Raw genomic sequence first — 23768 nt, 5'->3', positions numbered from 1 at the left:
GCTAGCCCAAAACATTTAGTGAGTGAATTGTAGCCGCCTTATTTTTCCGATTGTGTTTTATTCAATCCCCACTAATTTATGGGTTTGTAAACTTAATTGCCATTTGGGTTTGTTGGTGCGCTGATTGAGTTTGCCTAACTGGGTGATGGTTTCCAGTAAATTCATTTTCCCTTCTACTTCACAAGGGGAAAGATAGTAATGTTCAGCCTGAATTTTTTGCTCGATCAATTCACAGAAAGGCAGGATATTTTCATCCACGACAATACGCACCTCATTAGCAAAGGCAATACATTGTTTTCCGTATTTGTGTGAATAAAGTCGTTTAGGGCTGGTGGCGATGTAATCAATTTGTGGCGGAACGGATTTTAAGCCGTTTGTTTCAATGGCAAGAAAATAGCCTGCTTGTTTGAATTGTTCGAGTAAGTATTCAATATGCGGCACGATAGTGGGTTCGCCACCGGTGATGATGATATTCTTTGCGGAAAATGACCGCACTTTTGCCAGAATTTGCGAGGCGGATTGACGTTCAAATTGATTATACGCTGTATCGCACCAGGGGCAGGCAAGATTGCATTTACCAAAACGTACAAAAATACTGGGCATACCGGTGTTGAAACCTTCCCCTTGTAGGCTTTCAAAAATTTCCACAATATTAAAGTGCGGTTCTAAAACAGCTTGATTTTTCACCGCACTTTACTCCGAATACTCACAAAAAGAAGTAGGGGTTTCCCATAATCGAATGGTGGAAACCGCAAGTTTTTCATCATATTTTAAGCGATTAAAAATAAAACGAGCGAGTTCTTCAGCGGTTGTGCGGAAAGGTACGCCAAAGATTTTGGAATCAACCTCTTGTAACAATTTGGCGATTTTACTTTCACGCTCGTTGGTTTCATCATAAATAAAGGCGTGATCCATTGGCTCTAAAATGGCTTTTTTGACAATAGTTTTGAGATCGGAAAAATCAATCACCATAGATTTTTTAGCACCAAGTGGGGACAAATCGCCCATAATCTCTACCTGTAATTTATAAGTGTGACCGTGCAGGTTTTGACATTTTCCATCGTGACCGTCTAATAAATGCGCCATATCAAAACTAAATTCTTTGGAAATTTTAAACATTGCGTTCCCCCTTTTGTGCGAGATATTCCCATAACCCTTGATTGCGTAATCGACAACTTGGGCATTGCCTACAACCGCCTTCGATGCCTTCGTAGCAGGTATGAGTGTGGGTGCGTATATAATCTAACACGCCCAATTCATCAGCGAGTTGCCAAGTTTGGGCTTTGGTGAGATACATTAAGGGTGTTTTAATCGTGAAGGGATAATCCATGGCGAGGTTAAGGGTCACATTCATAGACTTGATGAATACATCACGGCAATCCGGATAGCCGCTAAAGTCCGTTTCACATACACCTGTGATGATATCTTGAATACCTTGCCCCTTTGCATAAATTGCCGCATAAAGTAAAAATAGTGCGTTTCGACCATCGACAAAGGTATTGGGGATTTCATTATTTTTTTGTTCGATTTTCGCCTGTTTATCCATGAGGGCGTTATGGGTAATGGCTTTTATGACGGAGGTATCGATTAAAGTTTGTTTGATGCCAAGATCTTGGGCGATCCACTGTGCTTTTTCTAGCTCAATAGCGTGACGCTGACCGTATTGAAAAGTGATTGCTTCGACATTTTCCTTGCCGTAATCGGCAATGGCTTGGAATAAACAGGTGGTGGAATCTTGCCCGCCTGAAAAGATCACAACCGCCTTTCGATTGTGATTTGGGTTTGAAATATTCATGATGTTGTACCTAGTTTTTTTGTGTAGGAGGTTTGCGAACTACATAAGAGGGAGCATTTTAGAAGGGATAAAGGATTTTATCAAGAGACTTTGCATTTTCGGCGTAAATAAAAATACGCCGGAGGGAAATCATTATTATTGCCTGAAAGTTGTTGGATTATGCTATAATCCGGAGCGATTTGATCATAGTAAACAAAGGTAGATGTCATGAAAAAATTATTATTCGTTGTTGTGGGAGCATTGATTATTTCTGCTTGTGCCAACAAAGATGTGTATTTTAATGGTTCGGAAGGATCTCATTCCGGGATGAAATTTGATAAAGACACCCGTCATTGGGGTGTAAATCGTTAAGGCACAAACATTGAAAAAAGTGCGGTTAATTTTAACCGCACTTTTTTATTGCTTAGAGTTATTGTTCAGTATCGGAATCCTGTGATATTTCCTCTTCATCTACATCACATACACGCTCAAGACTAACAACATTTTCATTTTCGGCGGTGCGGATTAGGCGTACCCCTTGGGTGTTGCGACCTACAATACTGACCTCACTTACACGGGTACGAACTAACGTACCGGCATCGGTGATCAGCATAATTTGATCGGTTTCTTCCACTTGAGTTGCTGCTACGACTTTACCGTTACGTTCACTCACCTTAATAGAAATTACCCCTTTCGTATTACGGGATTTTGTCGGATATTCGCTTAATTGTGTGCGTTTACCGTAACCGTTTTGGGTTGCGGTCAAGATTGCGCCTTCGCCTTTTGGAATCACCAAGGAAACCACTTTGTCGATATTGAGATCTAAAGTATCTTCTGTGTTTTCATCAGAAACTTCTTCAATTTCGACCGCACTTTCATCTTCCGACATATCATTGGTTAATGCGAGTTTTATTCCTCGAACCCCTGTGGCTAGGCGTCCCATTGCACGTACGGCGGTTTCTGAGAAACGCACCACTCGACCTTGAGAAGAGAACAACATAATTTCGTTGCTGCCGTCGGTAATATCCACACCGATAAGCTCATCTTCATCACGTAAATTTAAGGCGATGATGCCGCTTGAACGTGGACGGCTGAATTCGGTGAGGGCAATTTTTTTCACAATTCCGCCTGCCGTTGCCATTACTACAAATTTATCTTCTTCATAAGCGGAAACCGGCAAGATTGCGGTGATACGTTCATTTTCTTGTAGCGGTAGAATGTTTACAATTGGACGACCGCGTGCGCCACGGCTGGCTTGTGGGAGTTGATACACTTTTAACCAATATAAACGCCCACGGCTTGAGAAACAGAGAATGGTGTCGTGGGTATTGGCAACCAAGAGTTTTTCGATGAAATCTTCTTCTTTCATCTTTGTCGCTGATTTTCCTTTTCCGCCACGGCGTTGGGCTTCATAATCGGTTAGTGGTTGATATTTCACATAGCCTTCATGGGAAAGTGTCACCACCACATCTTCTTGAGCGATAAGATCTTCTAAATCAATATCTCCTGAAGCTGCGGTAATTTCAGTTAAACGTTCATCACCAAACTGTGATTTCACTTCTTCCAATTCTTCACGGATCACTTCCATTAAACGTTCTGCGCTGCCTAAAATATGAAGAAGATCGGCAATTTTCACCAATAATTCTTGGTATTCTTTCACCACTTCTTCAAAAGCGATACCGGTTAAACGGTGTAAGCGAAGTTCTAAAATTGCATTGACTTGCGCTGGTGATAAATAATATTGTTCGCCTTGAATACCCAATCCTTCCTCAAGATCATCCGGACGGGCGGTGATATCAAGTAAGTTAATAATATCTGTGTGTAATGCCCAAGAACGGGAGCTAATGGCATTAGCGGCTTCTTCTCTGTTTTTGGAATTGCGAATGATGGCGATCATTTCATCAATATTAGAACGCGCCACCGCTAAGCCTTCTAAAATATGGGTACGTTCACGGGCTTTACGAAGTTCAAAAATTGAGCGACGAGTGACCACTTCACGGCGGTGTAACACAAAGGCTTCAATGATTTCTTTCAGATTAAATAAACGTGGCTGACCGTGATCCAGCGCAACCATATTGATCCCGAAGGTCACTTGCATTTGGGTGAGCGAATAAAGGTGGTTTAATACCACTTCACCTACAGCATCGCGTTTGATGTCAATCTCAATACGAATCCCTTCTTTGTTTGAAAGGTCGGTAATATTGCTGATTCCTTCAATTTTTTTCTCGCGAATAAGCTCGGCAATTTTTTCCACTAATTTTGCCTTGTTAACTTGATAAGGCAATTCGGACACAATAATTTGTTCACGCCCTTTATCATTGGTTTCAACCGTTGCACGAGCACGAACATACACTTTACCACGACCGGTACGATAGGCTTCTTCAATACCTTTACGACCATTGATCAATGCGGCAGTAGGGAAGTCAGGACCGGGAATATATTGCATTAATTCATCAATAGTGATGTCGTTGTTATCAATATAAGCCAGGCAACCGTTTAATACTTCATTGAGATTATGAGGAGGAATATTGGTTGCCATCCCTACGGCAATACCGGATGAGCCGTTTGCAAGCAGTGCCGGAATACGGGTAGGCAATACATCAGGAATCATTAATTCGCCATCATAGTTTGGCGAGAAATTGACGGTTTCTTTATCTAAATCCGTAAGTAAGGCTTGAGTGATTTTTTGCATACGTACTTCGGTATAACGCATTGCTGCCGGTGCATCGCCATCAATCGAACCAAAGTTACCTTGCCCGTCCACCAACATATAACGAAGTGAGAACGGCTGTGCCATACGGACGATTGTATCGTAAACGGCAGAATCACCATGAGGGTGATATTTACCGATCACATCCCCCACTACGCGAGCAGATTTGACATATTTTTTATTTGCCGTATTGCCTTCACGATCCATAGAAAACAACACACGGCGGTGTACGGGTTTTAAACCGTCACGTACATCGGGTAAGGCACGTCCGACAATCACGGACATCGCATAGTCAAGGTAGGAGGATTTGAGTTCTTCTTCAATATTGACAGGGGTAATTGAGGATTGAATTGAATCCGTCATGAGTATTCCTTTTTTGATCAAAAAATTGCGGAAATTATAGCATAAGAGAGGATTTTTCCCTAGTTTTTCCCATGAAAAAACGGTGCTTATCTTTGATAAAACACCGTTTTGATAAAATGGCGGTCAAAGAGACCGCACTTTTAAATTTATTGTACTAATAAGTAGAAATTATTTTCTCCACGCAAGATATTTAGTGCCACAGCGGAAGGTTTTTCTTCTAAAACTTTACGTAAATCTTGGGTTGATTCTACCGCTTGGCGGTTTACGCCAATGATAATATCACCGGCTTTTAAACCACGTTGAGCTGCAAGGGAGTTAGGTTGAACTTTACTGATTTCAATCCCTTTTATCCCTTTCGCATTGTAGTTATTTAATTCTGCGCCATCTAGGGCTCGCAATTCAATGCTGCTTGCGCTCTGACCTTTACCATCATCCGCTTGTAATTTGACTTTCACATTCTGTGATTTGCCATCACGTAAATAGGTTAGCTCAATTTCTTTACCCGCACCGGAAGTAGCTATTTTTGCCCGCATTTCAGCAAAGCTTGAAATTTTCTGACCATTCATTGCGGTAATTACATCGCCTGCTTTGATTCCGGCTTTTTCTGCGGCAGAGTTAGGCAATACCTCGCTTACAAACGCACCTTGTTGTGCATTTACGTTAAAGGCTTTAGCTAAATCAGCATTTAATTCACCGCCTTTAATACCGAGTAAACCACGACGCACTTCACCAAATTCTAAGATTTGTTGAACGATATTATGGGCTTGGTTACTTGGTATAGCAAATGCAATTCCGGCATTACCACCGCTTGGAGAGATAATTGCCGTATTGATCCCGATTAACTCTCCATTTAAATTCACCAATGCACCGCCGGAATTACCACGGTTTACTGCTGCATCGGTTTGAATATAGTTTTCATAAGCGCCACTGTCAGAACCTGTTGAACGCCCGAGTGCGGAAACAATGCCGGAAGTTACGGTTTGTCCCAATCCAAATGGATTACCGATAGCAACGGTGAAATCGCCTACACGTAATTTGTCGGAATCGGCAAATTTAAGTGCGGTCAAATTTGATGGTTTTTCAATTTGAATCAGTGCAATATCCGATTGTTCATCTTTCCCTACTAATTTTGCTTTAAATTCACGCCCATCTTGTAAGGCTACGTTGATTTTATCGGCATCATTAATCACATGGTTATTGGTTAATACATAACCTTTATCTGCATTAATCACCACACCGGAACCTAAGCCACGAAAGTGTCGACCACTGCCACGATTGCCAAATTGTTCGGCAAACTGATCGCCAAAGAAAAATTTAAATTCCTCAGGAATATCATCAGGAAGGAAAGAACGACCGCTATTTTTTGCTTTGCCTTCCACGGATATCGTAACCACCGCAGGCTGTACTTTTTCAAGCATCGGGGCAAGGCTGTTTTGTTGGATAACAAAACTTGGCAAGTTTGCTTGCGTACTCACAGATGTACCTAAAACGCCTAAACCTAATGCAATGCTGCTTAATATAAAATGTCTTTTTTTCATATAGTCTCCAAGTAAAACAATCTTTCTTATGAAAGAGAAAGGTTCATACCTAATGGTGTTTCATCAGACAAAGGAATAAATAAAATGTTCAAGAAAAACAAGGTATTTGAGAAAAAAAATTAAAAAAGTGCGGTCAGAATTGAAATTGTTTTTTCTGACCGTATTTAGAACTATTTAATGATTTTCTTTTTCCGTTTTAAGCAGCCCTGACGAGCCTTCGGAATAATCAAGAGGAGGTTCATTTTGCGGTTTATCAGTGGCAGTGATTAATTGTTGCGTAAATAAACCTTTCGGGTTTTCTCCTAATAAAGCGTTGGAAGAATTGGCATAATGGCGATAGAGTTTTTGATAATCGCTAATAAGAGTTTTAAACAACTCAGCGCTTTCCGCGAAATGTTTTTCGAGTTGCTCATTTTGGGTTTCAAGCCGGGCTTTCACCGCTTTCAGCTCGGTTTCCGTTTGAACTTGTTGTTTTACCGATCCTTTGGTTAAACGTAAAATTAAATAGCCGAGGATAACGCCGACAGTTAAACCTATCCCGGCAGTTTGCCACATTTCAGTTGTCCATGCTTGCATAATTACTCCTTACACTTGTTATTTATAATTATAAAAAGGTGTTTGAATTGTAAGAAAAATGAAAAAAAATTTCTTTGCTATGGATCACAAATTTAATATTTAAACCGCCGCTGTAATCACAATTTCCACTTTCCATTCCGGCACGGCTAATTTTGCTTCAACAGTTGCACGGCTTGGCGGATTTGATCGATCAACCCATTCATCCCATGCTTGGTTTAATTGGGCATAATCTTGCATATCGGCAAGAAAGATCTGCGCATTGAGAATATTGCCTTTGTGAGAGCCGATTTCTGCAAGTAATTTATCAATGAGAGAAAGTACTTCTTTCGTTTGCTCGTAAGCATTTTTTTCAAGGGTTTCTTCCGGTACTTGTCCGGCAAAATAGGCAATTCCGTTATAAATAGAAATTTCGCAAAAACGTTCGCTGGGATGAATTCGTTTGATCGTCATAATATTTTCCTTCAAAAACTAGACCGGTTGTATTCTAAAGGGTGGCTAAGGCTTTGTAAATTCGAGTTTACCGGAGTAGAATATTCGATAATTATTCTCACTTATGTCTAATATGAAACTCTTAATTTCTAATCAGTATGGTGCTATTGTTATGGCATTATTACCTTTCTTTTATGGAATGTTGCTTAGCCATCCTGTGTGGGCTCATGCCTTTTTATTAATTTCATGGTTCTCGCTTTATTTGATGTCTTATCCTTTTTTAAATTTATTTAAAGGTAAAAACATCAAACAATATCAAAAATGGACGCTCATTTATGGGGCTGCAACGCTTGTTTTTGCTCTCCCCGCATTATTTTATAATTGGCAAATTCTTTACTTTATTGTGGCAATGTTGCCTTTTGTTTGCGTGAATATTTATTACATTAAACAAAAAGATGAACGTAATTTATTGAATGATCTTGCAGGTATTGCGATTTTTGCCCTTGCTGGAATGGGAGCATATTATTTTTCCGAGCGCACTTTTGATATGAAAATTTGGTGGGTTGCCATTTACCCTTCATTGTTTTTTATCGGCACGATAATTTATGTAAAATCAATGATGCGTGAACGGAAAAATCGGAAATATTTACGGGCATCTATTCTTTTTCACTCTTTCCTTTCAGCGTATTTTGCCGGAACAGGGCAGTTTTATCTCGCATTGGCATTTTTTGTCGGTTGGGTTCGTGCAATTTATTTACCGAGTAAGAAACTTTCTGTTAAACAGGTTGGTCTAACGGAGTTCTTAATAACGGCTATTTTCTTTATACTTCTTTTACTCGGCACATTAACAGGATGAATTTGATGAAAAAAACTCTCGTTATTTTTACCGCACTTTGGGGACTTTCAAACACTTTTTCGAGTTATGCCGAAGAAGCGAAAATGAAAGACAAATTGACGGATCAACAACGTATGAATATCGCACAGGATTTTGCTAACAAACAGGATTGGCGATCCGTATTTGAAATTATGCAACCTCTCGCTTTGGAAGGAAATGTCCAAGCACAGGGTAATTTAGGGATGCTTTATAACCTTGGTCGCGGTGTAGAGAAAAACAAAGAAAAGGCTTATTGGTGGTTTAGTGAAGCGGCAGAGATGGGAAGCATTCGAGCCATTAATAATCTGGCGATGATGTATTACAGTGGCGATTATGTGAAAAAAAATANCCCACAAGCCATAAAATTATTTGAAACCACCGCAAAAGCAAAAGATTTAGATGCTATGATGATGTTGGCTGAAATTTACCTAAAGCAAAAAGATGAAACAAAATCTTTTGAATGGGTCAAAAAAGCCACAGGTTTGGAGAATCCCGCTGCCAAATTGCGTTTGGGCATTTATTATGAAGAAGGGATAGGCACTTCAATGAATAAACCTCTTGCTGCATTAATTTATCGTGAGATTTTGATTTCAAACAACATACCAAATGAAATCAAGCAAGCGGCTGAGCAAAGATTAAGGAATCTTTACTGAGCATAATATCCTTAACAATAAGAATATTTTTTATGAAAAACACAGGTTCCCCCCTATTTCCAATCGTTATTTTTGTATTTATTAACCTCATTATTTTTTCCTTGTCCCGCTTGGGCTTATCTTTATGGCAGATGGAACGTGTTTCCTCCGTAAATGGTTGGGAGACGTTATTCCTACAAGGATTACGTATTGACGTAGTGGCATTATGCTATTTATTTGGTGTTCCGGCATTATTCACGATCTTCTTCCACACCAGTAGTTTATGGAAAAAGATCCTACGGATTTGGCTGACATTCGGTAGTGTTTTTATTCTTTTTATGGAAATTGCTACGCCGGCATTTATTGAAACCTACGATTATCGACCAAACCGCCTATTTATTGAGTATTTAATTTATCCTAAAGAAGTCTTTTCGATGCTGATGGAAGGGCATTTAAGTGCGGTTATTTTTAGCCTTGTTTTTACTGCGTTGGCTACGTTGGTTTATTGGAAAATTTCCGGCTGGGCGGTGAAAGATTTACGTCCAATGAGTTGGAAAGTTCGCCCAATAATGGCATTGGTGGTAATTGGGGTGAGTTTTATCGGTGCGCGCTCAAGCTTCCAACACCGTGGGATTAATCCGGCTATGGTGGCATTTTCTTCCGATGGGTTAGTGAATTCTTTAGTATTAAATTCAGGTTATTCGGTCATTTATGCCGCACAGCAATTTAAGGATGAAGAAAAATCCTCTGAAATATATGGCAAAATGGATACGGATGAAATGTTACGCATCGTGAAATTAAATCGTAATAGATCTATGAATGACTATATTTCTGAAAAATTCCCAACATTAACTAAAAATACTGCGACTTATCAAGGTAAGCCTAAAAATATTGTCATCATATTACAAGAAAGCCTTGGTGCTCAGTTTATCGGTACGTTGGGCGGCAAACCCCTTTCACCGAATATTGATAAATTAGCCAAAGAAGGGTGGTTGTTTGAAAATATCTATGCTACGGGAACCCGTTCCGTGCGGGGCATTGAAGCGATAACCACCGGTTTTACGCCAACGCCGGCTCGTGCAGTGGTCAAACTCAATAACGCACAAAATAATTTTTTCACCATTGCCGATTTTTTAGGTAAACAAGGTTATGAGACTTCATTTATTTACGGCGGTGAAAAGCACTTTGATAATATGGCAGGTTTTTTTTACGGCAATGGATTTAAAACGATTATTGATCAGCAAGACTATAAAAATCCGAAATTCACTTCCACTTGGGGTGTGAGTGACGAGGATTTGTTTGATAAAGCGGATGAAACTTTTACAAAGCTACAAGATGAGGGGAAGCCTTTTTTCAGTCTCGTATTCAGTTCCAGTAATCACGATCCTTTTGAATTTCCGGATAGTAAAATTGAACTCTACGAACAACCTAAAGCCACGCGAAATAATACGGCAAAATATGCGGATTACGCTATTGGACATTTTTTCAATTTAGCGAAAAAATCCAATTATTGGAAAGATACGATTTTCTTAGTGATTGCTGATCATGATTCAAGAGCTGCCGGTGCTTCCTTAATACCGATTAAAAATTTCCATATTCCGGCATTAATTTTAGGCGAGGGAATTGAACCACGCCGCGATAAGCGTTTAGTTAGCCAAATTGATATGCCGACAACATTGTTGTCTTTAGCGGGCGTGAGTGGGAATTATCCTATGATTGGTTATGATTTAACGCAAAATGTCAATCCGGATCGTGCCATCATGCAATTTGATCAAATGCAAGCGTTAATGAAAGGAAACCGTGATGTGGTTATTCAAATGCCAAACAAAACTGCACAAGGTTATTATTACGACAAAAAAACAGAAACGCTGACGGAAAAAAGCCTATCGGAAGAAATTAAACAAGAAGCACTGGCGTATGCTTTGTTGGGAAGTTATTTATATAAAAATCGCTTGTACCAATCGGGAGATGAAAATAAGTAAAGTGATGAGATAAAAAACGGTATTATGTAGCAAATACACAAAACAAGAATTTCATCTCAATAACCTTTTACTTAGCTTAAAACAAGTGCGGTTAAAAACGCCCTCATTTTCAACCGCACTTTTAATTAATCTGCCACCCAAATTTTTTCCAGTTCTTTTGTTGCCGAGTGATAGCGGAAAACGGCAATTCCACTACCTTGACTTATAACCAAAATACCCGCTTTAGGAGATGAGCCAGCACTTAAATTGCTTTGGGAACTTCCTCTTCTATCACCTAAATCAACATAAGTTTTCATCCAAGAATCGCCAGTAGTATAAATAGGATGAATTCGAGCATTTCTATCTCTATCAATTAAAATAAAATCTTTATCAGATAAAAATCCAACAGATAATACCTCAAATAATTTTGCTGTTTGTAATTTTTCAAATTTTTGCGGAATTGGTAGCAATTTGCTCGTATCTCTGGATTTCGTTTCATTGTTATATATACCACTTTCAGGCTTCGCTACACCTAATCGTTTATATGGATTTTGTATAGACCACATAAAGTGTCCACGATGAGTGCTACCGGTAACAACCCATTTCCCATCCGGACTAATTTTTCCAGTAGTTAAAAGCGTATTGCCGTAAAATCTTATTAATGGTTTTAATGTATTTTTATCCCATAATGTCACCCCCTGATAACTGTCTTTTTTATATTTGTCAGGGTTGACCGGATTGGCAGTTAATTTGGTTTCAGCTACTTCACCGTTACGACCATCCCATCCATTTCCAACCGATAAGAACTTATCACCGATAATCGAAAAGGTATAAGGCTGACTTGGGCTAATTGGTGCGTCAGTATAAATAGGCACTAAATTTTTGCCATATCCTTTATAAAATTTTCCCCATTCATCGGCGGATAAGTAAAAAGATTTATCGGCAGACATAATTTGTCCTTCCGTCTTAAAGTGAGGGAATTGTAAAACTTCTTTTCCTTCAACATTCTGAATATGTACCACATTATTGCCATCCTGCCACATAAACTCGTGGCTATCGGGAATAAAATAAGCACTATAAGAAAACGCATTTTTAGCTAAGAGTTTTTTCTCTTTCTTTTGAATATCCCATAAAAAGAGTTTTCCGCCGCGATGTGCGCTAATCACATAACGTCCATCACTTGAAACGCCGAGCGAATGCACGGGCGGTTGTTGATTGGCACAGGCGGAAAGTATGCTTAATAAGAAAAAACTAAGGCATAATTTAATTAATTTTTTCATTTTATCTTCTCCTAATAACGCCCAAACTTTGAATTATGAGGAATTTCATCTCAATAATCTTTCGGTTAGCTTAAAATAAGTGCGGTTAAAAACACCCACATTTTCCGGTATTATGTAGCAGTTGCACAAAGTCCGAAAATTGACTAATTTACCGCATAAATTTGAATGCCTTTCCGAATGAAAATTGTGAAAGGCATTTCTTTTACCTCAAATTCTAACTTCAACCTCGCAATTTTTCACATCAATTTTCCATTTTTTCAAACTCAAGGCGTAGATATTGCGCTCAACCTTCATTCGGGTAAGCTATTTCTTTCTATCTAAGTCTATTCGCGTCTATAAGATTCTATGCTGCCATCAGAATTTCATCGTATGCAGCTTGTTCTTCAAGTCGCTTAAAGTAGTGTGATGAAATTTCGTTAGGTGCAAAAAAGGCTTTCATACCGAGAAGCTCACCTTCACGATGATTTCCTTGCCAGTAACCGATCCATTCTTTGAGCGGCAATACCCATAAGCAACGTTTGAGGACATCTTCAAAGAGTTCCCCATTTGATTTACGGCGGTTATCTGAAAAGAATGCAGCTTGATTGGCATAGTGTAAGGCATATTTATTATCGGTTTTATGGTGTGTACCACGCATTAAGTCGCGCATTCTGGCATTAAAAGATTCCGCAAGGTTATTATTTACACCTTTCGCACTATAAGCCTCTTGATGATTCACCGACCAACGGGTGTAGTGAAAATCAAGACTTTTATAAGCAGGGTTTTCATCACACATAATATCACTGCCTGCTTTCACAAAGCGTTGATTCAATGCAAAAACAGTATCCGCATTTTCGGTGTAATCCATTGCAACAATGGTACGATTTGCTCCAGATATATTACTATCATTTGCAGCACGTTGTGTAATAGCGAATAGACAACGTTTAGTCGTTCTAAATTTAGGATATTTGCGACCTTTCTCATCGGCTTTTTGACGTTGTTTATGATTGTTTTTACGAAAATTAGTTGGACGCAAGGTAAAGTTGATCCACATTCCATCTTCGTGAATTTCGCCTGACAATGGACTTAAATCGCGCGTTTTAAATAAAGCTTCGCGAACTTTCCCACAAAGTACAAATGCCGTTTTGTAGTTCAAATTAAGATGACGACTAACATCAATCGCACTAATGCCTTTTGAGCTATTTACCATCATTAAGATGACAGCAAGAATATCGATTAAATCAACTTTATGAAAGGCAAAGGCTGTATTCGTTGTGATATAAAAATGACGTTTGCAATGTTTACAACACCAACGTTTACGAGAAGCAAGGAAATAGGCTTCGTGGCGAATATCGCAATGCGGACAGCATACATCACGAACATTATCAGGGTTTCCCCAACGGTGAGTTTTTAAAAGGTGGAAAGCATCTTCTTCTGTAAGGCGTAAAATATCTTTTAAATTGATGTTTTTTGATTTGCTTGAAAGTAAATAATGTTGAGCCATTGCGAATTTCCTTGTGTAGTACAAGGCATTCGAGATTTGCTAAACGCTAGACACAAAAAAACGCCCATCTGAAAAATCAGATCGGCTCAAAGCGTTTATGCCTCGAATACCGTACTGCCACAAGAAAATTTGTGAACTAAGCGCCTAGATAAACTCATTGCAGCATTCGCCCATAATGTGCAAGATGCTCAATTTTTGCGGTTTATCTATCTTCCCCATTTTAAGGGAAGCTAAAGGCAAAATAATTGTTTCGTTGGCAAATTGTAGTCATTCTCGGAGGGAGTTTTTCCCTAAAGAATGAGATTTGAATGTAATCCTAAATTGTGGATTCGTCAAGTAAAACAATGCCTTTGAGGGGATATCTTATTTTACTACCCACCTTTTAGTATTTTTAATTAACTATTTAGTTAATATATTTTCAAATTAGCTTATAATGCAATGAAACCTCAATTTTTTCATGGCAAGATAAGATACGATTATGACAATAAGACATATTACTTACCACATCTTACATAAAGAGCAAAACGGTGAAGCTAAGTTAGAGCTTAACCCTAGTCCGCTTACCCCAAATGAAGCTCATCACAATTTCTTAGAAACATTAACAAAAGCATATAGAGTACGAGCAGGTAAAGGATTTGGTTCATTTGATAGTGATAAAGACAATTTCCCAATGCCTAGATTCTTAAATGATTATTTGGGAGATGATGACTTTCAACGCTTAACAGTAAGAATGATGAATACTCTTCTACTAAAGATTCAAAGCCAACCTTTTGCAACAGGTGGAAAAGTATTTATCGCGCATTATGAAAATCAAGACAGCAATTACCTATTAATTGCCATTTTAGCTGACCGTGTTGGTTTCTCTGCTCAAAACTGGGAAATGTTAGAAAACGAAATGCTGGATATTGAGCATCTCAAATACGCTGGACGTATTGATTTAACTGCTTGGCAAGCAAATGAAACTCGTTATATTAGTTTCCTTAAAGGACAAGGTGATGTATCTGTTTACTTTAAAGAATTTTTATCTTGTAACGATGCTCTTGTTGCACGAGAAGAAACTAAAAAATTAGTAGTCTTGCTTGAAGAATTTACTCGTGAACAAGGTTATGAGTTAGAGCAAAAAACAGCATTCTTTAATGACGTAAAGTCTTATCTGGCAGATATTAGCAATATTGGTGGTTCATTTAATACAGAGGAATTTACTAATCGAGTTTATCCGAGCAATCCTCAGTTATTACAAGAAAAACTAAGTAATGTGGAGACGGGGGTGCAAGATGGTTTTACACCAGATAAGACTGCACTTAAACGATTAATTACTTTCGTGGGAAAAACTAAGAACTGGCGTTTATCTTTTGATAGAACAGCAATTTCAGAGGGGCAAATTTCTACAGATAATGGTAGAATTATCGTCAATAATCCAACTTTAGAGTTATTAGAAGCATTTGAATAATGAGCGTTACCTTTTCCGAGCTTATACAAATTTATCGTGAATCTGATCCGTTAATCGGTTCGGAAAAACGTCTTTTTTGTATTCAAACGGAAGATCAGCTAGAAATGCTCAATCGGCTATTATCCGATGACAATTATGAAGATACAATGTTGGAATCTGAAAGTAAGCCTGAACTAGGGGCAAAAGTGAATCTTATTTTCGGAACGCCTAAGCCACAATTTGGGCGTTTCTTCAATAAACTAGATGATTTCATAAAAGGTGATATAACTCAATTCAATAACGATTCGTTATCTAATGCTCCTTATTTCATTAAATCCGAAAATATCGCCTCATTCGATGAGAATGTCCCTATTTTAAAGTCTTATCAAGTAGTCAGAGATTTCTTGCGACAATTGATCGCAATGGACTCTTATACAGATGTGGTAAACAAGAAGCTTATATTCTTTAGCAAAAAGACCTTTGAATTATCCATTGATGTAACTATTAAACTAAACGAATTTATTCAACTCATCAGAAATTTGGGCGATGAACAACGTAAATTAATTATTGATTTTCAGGAGTGGCTTAATGATGAAGAGACGAGTAGCCATACTGATGAGAAAAAATCAATACTAGCTTTTGTGCTATCAGATTCTTTACCTTCTGATGCCAACTTTTCAGATGTAATTCAACAGATTGCTCGTATCAGTGAATCGGTACAAGCTCAATATGCCTTATACCTTGAAAACTTTAGCTATGAGAAATTTGTTAAAAAGCTAGAAGAGAATACTGAAAAATTTGTAACAAAAATCAACGATACGATTAGCAAAATACTTCCTCAGTTTTTAGGACTACCATTTCTAACTGCTGTGCCTTCAGCTCTAAAATCAGCAGATAACTGGTTGATTTATCTTGCCCTTATGCTCTATTGTATAATATGTGGTTATGGGTTATCTAACCAAAAATTAGTTCTCGATCACATTAGACAAGATGTTGAACGATTTGAGGGTAAAGGCAAAATTCCAGGAAAATTAAAAGGGCAATGGGAAGAAGATAAAGTTAGAATAAGTAAATTACTTAGAAAACAGAGACATTTATATAGAGTTTTATTTTTATCCTTAACTGGTTGTTTTGCTTATGGTTTTATAAGGTTTTTATTAACAATTAAAACATTTCAAATATTTTGTGTATAAAATTTAATATAGCAGTTTTCAGTATATAAAACATTTTTAAGTAGTGTAAAAACACTTTTTACCAATACTTTATCTGCTCAGTTTTCAAGTATAAAAATAGCGAGCTTAAGCTCGCTATTTTTTATAATCTATCTCCATAAGGTAAAGATTTTATATAATTTTCCATAAATTTCCAGTCAGGTAGAAATCCATCATCAGAATACCTTCTTTTGATATCTATAAATGGCAGATTATCTTTATTCATTATAATTGGAAGCTTTATTATTTCCTGCTTTAGCTTGCTTAAAATTCTAGCTCTTCCATAAGAGTATTTGTAAGCATCTCTATTTAGAATTGTACTAATGAAGATTGCATTAAAGACATTAAGGTTTTCATTTTTTAATGTATATACTTTGTTACCTGCTACAAAATCCACATCCTGATAAAAACTATAAACTCCTTCCGCACCAATAGTTAAGCAACATTGCTTATTTATATATTCTGGATCTGCATCGACATATCCTATACATCCATTATTTTCTGCTGAACGAGAGATAAATGGAATACTACCATCCTCTAGCTCATCTTTAATTAACATTTTTGTTGTTTCACATTTAAACAACTTTCCTATTCTAAACTCTTTCCAAAGTTGTATATTAAGGTCCTTAATTTCTCTACTATTATTTTTGGTTGTTAAAGGTTTATATGATAAAGATTTTATATAATTATCCATAAAATCCCAATCTGGTATATAACCATATTTAGAATATTCAAGATTTATATCCATTAACAATGTACCATCAGAATTATACTTTGTAGGTAATAAAACTTCTGTTTCTTTTAAATACTTCTTCCATTTTCTTCCAAATGAATATTTTGGTCGCTCTTTACTAAAAACTGTTGTCAAAAAAGTACCTATATTTTCATTTAAAATACTATTGTAAGCTGCAACAATATCTGTTGTACCTATAAAATCCACATCCATGTAGTTAGAAAATCCAACAGAACCTTCACCATTGCAAATAAATATTATACAATTTCCCTTTTGTACAAGCTCTTCATCTCGTTTACATGTAAACATTACTCCATTATCATCTTTCTTTGCTCCTACATAAAAACAATCTAAGCCATCTTGAAGTAACCCTTGATTAGCTTTTCCATTTTGAAATAATGAAAATAAATTACCAATTTTAAACGGTTTCCAGTTTTCTACATTAAGATTCATAAACTTGTCCTGTTTTAACTTTGTATGAAAGATAATTATTTAATGTCAATTGAAAATCGTTTTTTGTGAGAGTTGTATAATCTGTTTTCATATATGCTTCACATAACCACTCATCATTTCCATCAACTTCTGCCATTGCTGATAAACCATCAACAATAGTTTTATTTCGATACATTGAAATCCACTTTTCTTCAATTTGTTTCCATAAGCTATTATTATTTTCATCAAATTGTTCAATACGCCCCAAGTTTTTTTTCTTCTTGAAACCATCATTTTTATAAAATCCAAAGAACGTTTTAGATTTTGTTCCATCAGAGTTTACATGTGGTTTTCCAAGAGTAAATATCATACAACAGGCAGAAGCTGATGCTCCAGGATAAAAAATTTCATTTGGGAGAGTAAAAACAGCTTCAAGAGTATTATCTTCAAGAATTTTATGTTTAGCTTCAGTAAGAATTGAACTTGTGCCAATAGCTGCCGCAACAGGTAATAATACAGCAAGTTTTACATTCTTCTTTGATTTTCCTTTTTCTAATAATTCAACATTTATTTCATTTATACAATTAGATACAAATTGAACAAATACAAAGCCTTTTGTTGGATCCTCCTTTCCTTTGAGAGCTTTTTTTTGCCATGTGCCTTCTATCTTATCCTCATCTAATTCTGAATTGATAAGATAAACAGATGAAAATGGAATGTTCATAGGTTTGGCGTTATATGGAGGATTCATTAAAATAATATCTGGATTAGCGGATTTTATAAATTTTTTGTTATTGAATAAATCACCTTCTTTAATATTACTATTACCATCACCATGTATTAACATGTTAGTGGTAGCCAGACCATAAGCATTTTCTTCGATTTCTATTCCCCATATATGCTCTCGTTTTACAGTTTCGGACCAAGACATTTTTTGTTCCGATGTTGTGTTCATGGTATTACAATCGGCAAGTTGTTTAACTAATGCCTGAACAAGGAATGAGCCAGATCCACATGTGCCATCAAAAACTCTTTTTGTTCTATCCATATCAGTAATTCGGCACATAAATTCTGTAATATGATCTGGAGTAAATGCCTGATTTTTATCAGCTTTACCTGTATATTTATTAAAGGCAATAAAGAATAGATTTAAAATATCTTGACCTTCAGCACTTTGCGTATCAATATAAGCATAAATACCATTAGTTATTTTTAGTAAAATCTCGACCCAGTCAGATATTTTTAATCTTTTTACTTTCTGATTTTTAAGAATGTTATTTTGAATTAACTCTATTTTCTTTGTTTTATTTTCTGATCCATTCAATAATCCTTCAAGAGTCTCTTCCACTCCTGCACAAATTAATTTTTCTGATAAATCCTCCCAGTATGCTTTTAATAAACTAACTGATTCTTTATCAGATAAAGTAATGTTTTTTCTCTTCACAATATCTTTAATGTAAAGTAAAGCTGTTCCTACAAATTGACTTCTAAGTTTTTCATCAATATCTTTTTTGTGCAATAACTCATTTAATTCATAAGTATTCCTAAGAACTAACTCTCTGTCATTTTGCTTATTTTCTGAAAATAACGAAACATAATGTTCCATTGAATCAATAGTTTTTTCATCTTCAAGAAAACTATCATCTTCAATAGAATACTTCCACACTTTAATCTTATCATTCTGAGTGTTAGCCAAAATACAAATAGTTTTCTTATTTTTATGTAAAGCTATTTCTTCTGCAAGATATTCTTTTAACTGGTCTTCATCTGATTTAACAAATTTCTGCTTTGTTTCGACAAGAACAACTACATCATCACACTCAAAGCGAATATCAAGTTTAAAGTGTTTTGGTTTCCAGCCTAAAGCATCAATTAGAGCTTGTTTACTTCCAGCTTCTGATACGTAGCTATATTCACCACCTTCAATATTTGAAGTATGGTACTTAATTCCAATTCGATTAATTATTGATGTTCTATCCATTAGAAATCTCCCCAAACGCCAGAAATACATTTGCAAGATTTTTCTTTGATAGATGATAATTTATTTGTAGGCTTGTAGGCTTGTAGGCTTGTAGGCTTGTAGGCTTGTAGGCTTGTAGGCTTGTAGGCTTGTAGGCTTGTAGGCTTGTAGGGACATTTTTGTTCCTTATTGAGTTAGTGTAAAATTAGTATTTATTGTTTTTCTGATATTTCTTTAAAAGAAATAGCAAAGGCATCCTTTAAATTTTCAGGCATTGCGCGATAATCAGCAATCAGTTTTCCTTCTTGCTCTGAGATAGTATTTTTTTGCGTTACATCTTGAAACATCTCACCTTCACCACTCACAAGCCAGTTCAAATTAACTCCGGCTTTAGCAATGCCTGACATTCCTTCTGCATTGGGTTCACGTTCACCACCGATATAACCTTGCATCGTGCGATAAGCTATTCCTGCCTGCTCTGCAAAATCTGTAATTTTCCAATTTTTAGCTTCACAAACTTGTCTTAATCTTTCTGATATACACATTTGAGCGTTCCATTTTCAATTCACAATTGACAAATTACGCAAATGAGCGTATATTTGTTTTCAGTTTAAACGCATTTTATCACGTTTGAGCATATTTAAAATATCTATTAACATAAATTTCAAACAAGACGATGACTCAGCATTTCTTACTTTCTAGCAAAGCTCGCACGCTTTCTTCCTACGAGATAGCACAACTCTCGGAAGAAGAAGCGTATGATTTGCTTTGTGAATTAAGATGGGGTGGTAAAGAGTTTATCACTTGTCCTAAATGTGGGGTACAACACAAGCCTTATTATATTTCTACACGTAAACAATGGCGCTGCAAACATTGTAATCACACTTTTAGTGTCACTTCTGGCACCATTTTTGCCAATCGCAAGAAACCGATGAAGGTTTATCTCTATGCTTTAATGGAGTGGGTAAATGCCGTCAAAGGCTTATCTTCCCTTCAATTAGCTCGTAATGCAAAACTTAATCCTCGCACGGCATTTGTTTTATCACATAAATTCCGCAAGGCATTATTAGAAAGTCGTGATATGAAACCCCTTTCAGGCGTAGTGGATATGGACGGTACTTATGTTCACCCTGCACCACGTAAAACAAACAAGAAATCTGACCGCATTGACTATCGTTTAAAGGAAAATCAGAATCCTGATAAACGTTGTGTAATGGTTGCACGTGAACATTATTCGCCAGAAGAAAAAGCCAGTAATGCGCTGCATTGTGGGGCAAAACGTTCTCATGTTTTTGTAACGCATACTGAATCACAATCGGTAGTGAAAAGCTTTGCTGACAAATTCATTAAACCTAATACGCAAATCAATACCGATGAAAGCACGGCTTATGATGCGCTATTACCTTACTGTGACTTGAGAACTGTCAACCATAAAGAAGAATATCGTAGTGACTTAGGTGTAACGAACAATCAGGCAGAAAGTCTATTTAGTCGTTTCAAACGTATGTATTACGGACAAGTTCACCGTATCAGCAACGAGTACCTACTTAACTATGCTAACGAAATTGCGTACCGTGAGGACAATCGCCGTACCTCAAATAAAGCGCAGTTTATTGATGTATTAAGCCGATGTTTGAAAACCACCAATGATAACAATGAATGGTGCAGTTATTGGCAACGTAAAATTATTCATCAAGAAGTGATTTGGCAGTAGATTATGGCATATAACTTAGATAAGAAACTCAAAGAGTTTGAATTTGAGCGTAAACAAGTATTACATCATCTTGCGTTACTTGATGCGAACATTGCCACATTAAAACGTGCTATTGAGCTTACTCAACAGGAAAGTGATGTAGCCCTTTATAATACGGACAACTTTGTGTACCGTTCCAAATATAAGCTCTTTAAAGGGAAAATTCGTAAATACATCGTACAAATGATGCGAGAAGCACCCAACAAAGCCTTTACAATTGCCGAACTCACGCAGCGAATTTTTGATATTGAACAAAATCCTGATACACCGTCTGAAAAGCATCTTGATTCCGTTCGTAAACAACTGAATGAGTTTTATAAAAGAGAATGGGTTAATAGGACTCAAATCAGCCGAAATGAGGTTCACTGGCAATGGAAACAAAAATAGCGGTATTTCTACCGCTATTTACTATCCTTGCTCAAGTGTTCTCAATCGCCAATGTTGTGAGTTATCTATTAAGCATTTTTCCACTAACGATTTATACTTTAAATAGTTTAATGTACAAGCAATCGTTTGTGATTGTTTATATGGTATAACTTCTTCAATCTCTTGCCCATCTAACTTCATCGCCTGATATGTAATCTCCTTCACACTTAACCATTTTGAAGGCTCTTGTTTTAGTACCTGAGCAATCAACTCTTGAGGTGAAGTTTGGAAGCGAAGATTTCTAAATTTTGGGTTTGAAGGTAAAGTCGGTTCTTCTCGACCTTTTGCGTGATTTAATGCCACACGATAGTCTGAAATCTTCCGATCAAGATCTTTTAATTCTTTATGGAGTTGCTTGATTTGCGCTGCTATTTCTTTCTTTTCGGTTTCAATTTCTTCAATCGCTTCTTTAAGCGCATTTTCCAAAGTTGATTTTTGTTTTGTCATTGACTATTCTTACCTTTCGTACATAAAAGATAAGAAAATGTAGCAGAAACAACAAATTAAATCTTTGTGCAACTGCTACATAATACCGACATTTTCAACCGCACTTTTAATTAATCCGCCACCCAAATTTTTTCCAGTTCTTTTGTGTTGGGGTGATATTTATAGACATTAATTCCGCCGCGTCCGTATTGTCCTGTAACAAGAATATTGGCTTTATAAGCGGAGGCGATACTTAAATTCCCCCTTGATATTTCAGGTTTATTTCCTATTTCTACATAGGCTTTTATCCAAGGATCGCCTGTTGTATAAAGTAGGGCTAGTTCATTTTTGGAATTCTGAGAAAATACTATGAAATCCTCTTCAGTTACAAAAACAATTTGAGAAGGTATAGTTAAAGCAATTTGCTTTGTGGTAAATTTCTTAGGTATTGGTAATATACTGCTATTGTCAAGACGTTTAGTTTCTGTATTAAAAATACCATCTAGATCAACTAGGCGTTCTCTATGATTTAGTTTTTTCATTTCCCACATTAATTTGGCTCTATCGATACTCCCTGTTACAATCCATTTCCCGTCAGGACTAATTTTTCCTGATGTCGGACCTGAATTACCGTATAACCTTGCAAGAGGTTTTAACGTATTTTTATCCCACAAAGTTACACCTTGATAACTGTCTTTTTTATATTTATCAGGGTTGACCGGATTGGCGGTTAATTTGGTTTCAGCTGCTTCACCATTGCGACCACGCCGACCATTTCCAACAGACAAAAATTTATCACCGACAATCGAAAAGGTATAGGGCTGACTTGGGCTAATTGGGGCATCGGTATAAATTGGCACTAAATCTTTACCGTGTCCTTTATAGAATTTCCCCCATTCATCAGCAGACAAATAAAATGACTTGTCTGCTGATATAACTTGTCCTTCTGTTTTAAAATGTGGAAATTGTAAAATTTCTTTGCCCTCAACATTTTGGATATGAACAACATTATTGCTATCCTGCCACATAAACTCGTGGCTATCGGGAATAAAATAAGCACTGTATGGATTGGCATTTTTAGCTAGAAGTTTCTTTTCTTTCTTGGTTAAATCCCATAGCACTAATTCATCTTTTCCATGTGCACTAATAGCGTATTTACCATCGCTAGAAACACCCAGTGATACGACACCCGACATTGAATTACAGCCAATAGCAAAAAAGGAAAGGATAATTAAAGCAAATAAATTTAATAATTTCATCTCTATCTCCTAATAACGCCCAAACTTTGGGTTTTCAGTAATTCTATCAATAATCCACTCCTTGTAACTCTTCTCATAAATTAAAGGAAATACTTTATTTCTATCCCACATTCCCTCCCATTCATATTCCCATTCACGCATAGCTGAATGAGTAATAAAATAAGGTATTTTATTATTTTGGTCTTTGGGATCATCAATAATTTGTGGGAAGAATGTAACCTTTTTGTTAGGATTCAGGTCTGATTGTCAATGATCTTCCAAAATTGAACCACAAAGATCCTTTAAAAGTGATCCACTTTTATTATTTCTTAATTACGATGTTTAAATCGATAAGATTCATTACCCGTTTCTAAAATATGGCAATGGTGAATTAACCTATCTAAAAGTGCATTTGTCATTTTTGCCTCAGTAAATAGGGTGCCCCACTCTGAAAACTCAAGGTTTGTCGTAATGATAACACTGGTATTTTCATGAAGTTGACTCATTAAATGAAACAGTAATGCCCCACCTTTTTGACTA

At 36.7% G+C, this 23768-nt stretch carries 22 protein-coding genes, 2 pseudogenes and 1 riboswitch; of the genes and pseudogenes, 8 read left to right on the top strand and 16 right to left on the bottom strand.

Features of this window, described 5'->3' with window-relative positions:
• Positions 1-57: 57 nt before the first annotated feature.
• The 3 genes from A3GE_RS0107095 to queC are packed head-to-tail and all read right to left on the bottom strand — an operon-like array spanning position 58 to position 1795.
• Complete coding sequence (locus A3GE_RS0107095; RefSeq protein ID WP_018356564.1) at positions 58-687, bottom strand: 7-carboxy-7-deazaguanine synthase QueE; 630 nt, start codon at positions 685-687, stop codon at positions 58-60.
• A gap of 6 nt (positions 688-693) precedes the next feature.
• Entirely contained in the window at positions 694-1119 is a 426-nt protein-coding gene (queD, locus tag A3GE_RS0107090; protein WP_018356563.1) for a 6-carboxytetrahydropterin synthase QueD, read from the bottom strand.
• Positions 1112-1795, bottom strand: coding sequence for a 7-cyano-7-deazaguanine synthase QueC (gene queC / locus A3GE_RS0107085; RefSeq protein WP_018356562.1), 684 nt, complete (start codon positions 1793-1795; stop codon positions 1112-1114). Before queC ends, queD begins: the two co-directional genes overlap by 8 nt.
• Positions 1796-1799: 4 nt before the next feature.
• A riboswitch (PreQ1 riboswitch) is annotated at positions 1800-1844 on the bottom strand.
• A 158-nt stretch (positions 1845-2002) separates the two neighbouring features.
• On the opposite strand from queC, the gene A3GE_RS12045 reads away from it, so the two are divergent.
• Positions 2003-2146: a hypothetical protein gene (locus A3GE_RS12045; RefSeq protein ID WP_018356561.1), complete on the top strand. Its 144-nt coding sequence runs from the start codon at positions 2003-2005 to the stop codon at positions 2144-2146.
• Between the two features lie 58 nt (positions 2147-2204).
• Here A3GE_RS12045 and gyrA read toward each other — a convergent pair whose 3' ends face one another.
• The 4 genes from gyrA to A3GE_RS0107060 form a co-directional block, all read right to left on the bottom strand.
• Entirely contained in the window at positions 2205-4847 is a 2643-nt protein-coding gene (gyrA, locus tag A3GE_RS0107075) for a DNA topoisomerase (ATP-hydrolyzing) subunit A (protein WP_018356560.1), read from the bottom strand.
• A 146-nt stretch (positions 4848-4993) separates the two neighbouring features.
• Positions 4994-6385 (bottom strand): DegQ family serine endoprotease, encoded by a 1392-nt coding sequence (locus tag A3GE_RS0107070; protein ID WP_018356559.1) that lies wholly within the window; start codon positions 6383-6385, stop codon positions 4994-4996.
• Between the two features lie 174 nt (positions 6386-6559).
• Positions 6560-6961 (bottom strand): Z-ring associated ZapG family protein, encoded by a 402-nt coding sequence (locus A3GE_RS0107065; RefSeq protein ID WP_018356558.1) that lies wholly within the window; start codon positions 6959-6961, stop codon positions 6560-6562.
• 99 nt (positions 6962-7060) lie between these two features.
• Positions 7061-7411: a RidA family protein gene (locus tag A3GE_RS0107060; RefSeq protein WP_018356557.1), complete on the bottom strand. Its 351-nt coding sequence runs from the start codon at positions 7409-7411 to the stop codon at positions 7061-7063.
• Between the two features lie 112 nt (positions 7412-7523).
• Between A3GE_RS0107060 and A3GE_RS0107055 the strand changes: the two genes are divergently transcribed.
• The 3 genes and pseudogenes from A3GE_RS0107055 (at position 7524) to A3GE_RS0107045 (ending at position 10878) form a co-directional block, all read left to right on the top strand.
• A complete protein-coding gene (locus A3GE_RS0107055; RefSeq protein WP_026215427.1) occupies positions 7524-8246 on the top strand; it encodes a YwiC-like family protein in 723 nt (240 codons plus the stop codon).
• A 92-nt stretch (positions 8247-8338) separates the two neighbouring features.
• Positions 8339-8776, top strand: a pseudogene (locus A3GE_RS0107050) (tetratricopeptide repeat protein); the annotation flags it as partial.
• A 173-nt stretch (positions 8777-8949) separates the two neighbouring features.
• The gene (locus A3GE_RS0107045; RefSeq protein WP_018356554.1) at positions 8950-10878 is read left to right on the top strand and encodes an LTA synthase family protein; all 1929 of its coding nucleotides are present in this window, start codon (positions 8950-8952) and stop codon (positions 10876-10878) included.
• A gap of 125 nt (positions 10879-11003) precedes the next feature.
• Here A3GE_RS0107045 and A3GE_RS0107040 read toward each other — a convergent pair whose 3' ends face one another.
• Both A3GE_RS0107040 and A3GE_RS0107035 read right to left on the bottom strand, forming a co-directional pair.
• Entirely contained in the window at positions 11004-12137 is a 1134-nt protein-coding gene (locus tag A3GE_RS0107040) for a WD40 repeat domain-containing protein (RefSeq protein WP_018356553.1), read from the bottom strand.
• A 343-nt stretch (positions 12138-12480) separates the two neighbouring features.
• The gene (locus tag A3GE_RS0107035; protein WP_018356552.1) at positions 12481-13620 is read right to left on the bottom strand and encodes an IS1595 family transposase; all 1140 of its coding nucleotides are present in this window, start codon (positions 13618-13620) and stop codon (positions 12481-12483) included.
• Between the two features lie 478 nt (positions 13621-14098).
• Here A3GE_RS0107035 and A3GE_RS0107030 point away from each other — a divergent pair, with 478 nt between their 5' ends.
• Together A3GE_RS0107030 and A3GE_RS0107025 are read left to right on the top strand one after the other, a co-directional pair.
• A complete protein-coding gene (locus A3GE_RS0107030) occupies positions 14099-15070 on the top strand; it encodes a nucleoid-associated protein (RefSeq protein WP_018356551.1) in 972 nt (323 codons plus the stop codon).
• The gene (locus tag A3GE_RS0107025) at positions 15070-16242 is read left to right on the top strand and encodes a hypothetical protein (protein ID WP_018356550.1); all 1173 of its coding nucleotides are present in this window, start codon (positions 15070-15072) and stop codon (positions 16240-16242) included. The genes A3GE_RS0107030 and A3GE_RS0107025 overlap by 1 nt, the downstream gene beginning before the upstream one ends.
• Before the next feature lie 121 nt (positions 16243-16363).
• Here the strand turns inward: A3GE_RS0107025 and A3GE_RS0107020 are convergent, their stop codons facing one another.
• The 3 genes from A3GE_RS0107020 to A3GE_RS0107010 all read right to left on the bottom strand — a co-directional run bounded on the left by A3GE_RS0107020 (position 16364) and on the right by A3GE_RS0107010 (position 19930).
• Positions 16364-17446 carry a restriction endonuclease subunit S gene (locus tag A3GE_RS0107020; protein ID WP_018356549.1) on the bottom strand — a complete coding sequence of 361 codons (1083 nt, stop codon included), beginning with the start codon at positions 17444-17446 and terminating at the stop codon, positions 16364-16366.
• Positions 17436-19406, bottom strand: coding sequence for an HsdM family class I SAM-dependent methyltransferase (locus A3GE_RS0107015; RefSeq protein ID WP_018356548.1), 1971 nt, complete (start codon positions 19404-19406; stop codon positions 17436-17438). Before A3GE_RS0107015 ends, A3GE_RS0107020 begins: the two co-directional genes overlap by 11 nt.
• A gap of 191 nt (positions 19407-19597) precedes the next feature.
• Positions 19598-19930, bottom strand: a complete 333-nt coding sequence (locus A3GE_RS0107010) for a helix-turn-helix domain-containing protein (RefSeq protein ID WP_018356547.1) — start codon at positions 19928-19930, stop codon at positions 19598-19600.
• Positions 19931-20061: 131 nt separating this feature from the next.
• Between A3GE_RS0107010 and A3GE_RS0107005 the strand changes: the two genes are divergently transcribed.
• Entirely contained in the window at positions 20062-21099 is a 1038-nt protein-coding gene (locus A3GE_RS0107005) for an IS1595 family transposase (RefSeq protein ID WP_018356546.1), read from the top strand.
• A 3-nt stretch (positions 21100-21102) separates the two neighbouring features.
• On the top strand, positions 21103-21525 hold the full coding sequence (locus tag A3GE_RS0107000) for a hypothetical protein (RefSeq protein WP_018356545.1): 423 nt from the start codon (positions 21103-21105) through the stop codon (positions 21523-21525).
• 21 nt (positions 21526-21546) lie between these two features.
• Here A3GE_RS0107000 and A3GE_RS0106995 read toward each other — a convergent pair whose 3' ends face one another.
• From A3GE_RS0106995 to A3GE_RS11240, 4 genes and pseudogenes are all read right to left on the bottom strand, one after another.
• Positions 21547-22011, bottom strand: a complete 465-nt coding sequence (locus A3GE_RS0106995; RefSeq protein ID WP_018356544.1) for a hypothetical protein — start codon at positions 22009-22011, stop codon at positions 21547-21549.
• Between the two features lie 110 nt (positions 22012-22121).
• Positions 22122-23249 carry a WD40 repeat domain-containing protein gene (locus A3GE_RS0106990; RefSeq protein ID WP_018356543.1) on the bottom strand — a complete coding sequence of 376 codons (1128 nt, stop codon included), beginning with the start codon at positions 23247-23249 and terminating at the stop codon, positions 22122-22124.
• A 9-nt stretch (positions 23250-23258) separates the two neighbouring features.
• Positions 23259-23477: pseudogene (locus A3GE_RS12545) on the bottom strand (hypothetical protein); the annotation flags it as partial.
• Between the two features lie 80 nt (positions 23478-23557).
• Positions 23558-23768 (bottom strand): ATP-binding protein (locus tag A3GE_RS11240; RefSeq protein WP_018356542.1); only part of this gene is annotated, 211 nt, incomplete at its 5' end.

Source organism: Rodentibacter pneumotropicus DSM 21403, assembly GCF_000379905.1.
In the GTDB taxonomy this organism is placed as follows: Bacteria; Pseudomonadota; Gammaproteobacteria; order Enterobacterales; family Pasteurellaceae; genus Rodentibacter; species Rodentibacter pneumotropicus.
This window is presented reverse-complemented; position numbering and strand designations above follow the sequence as displayed.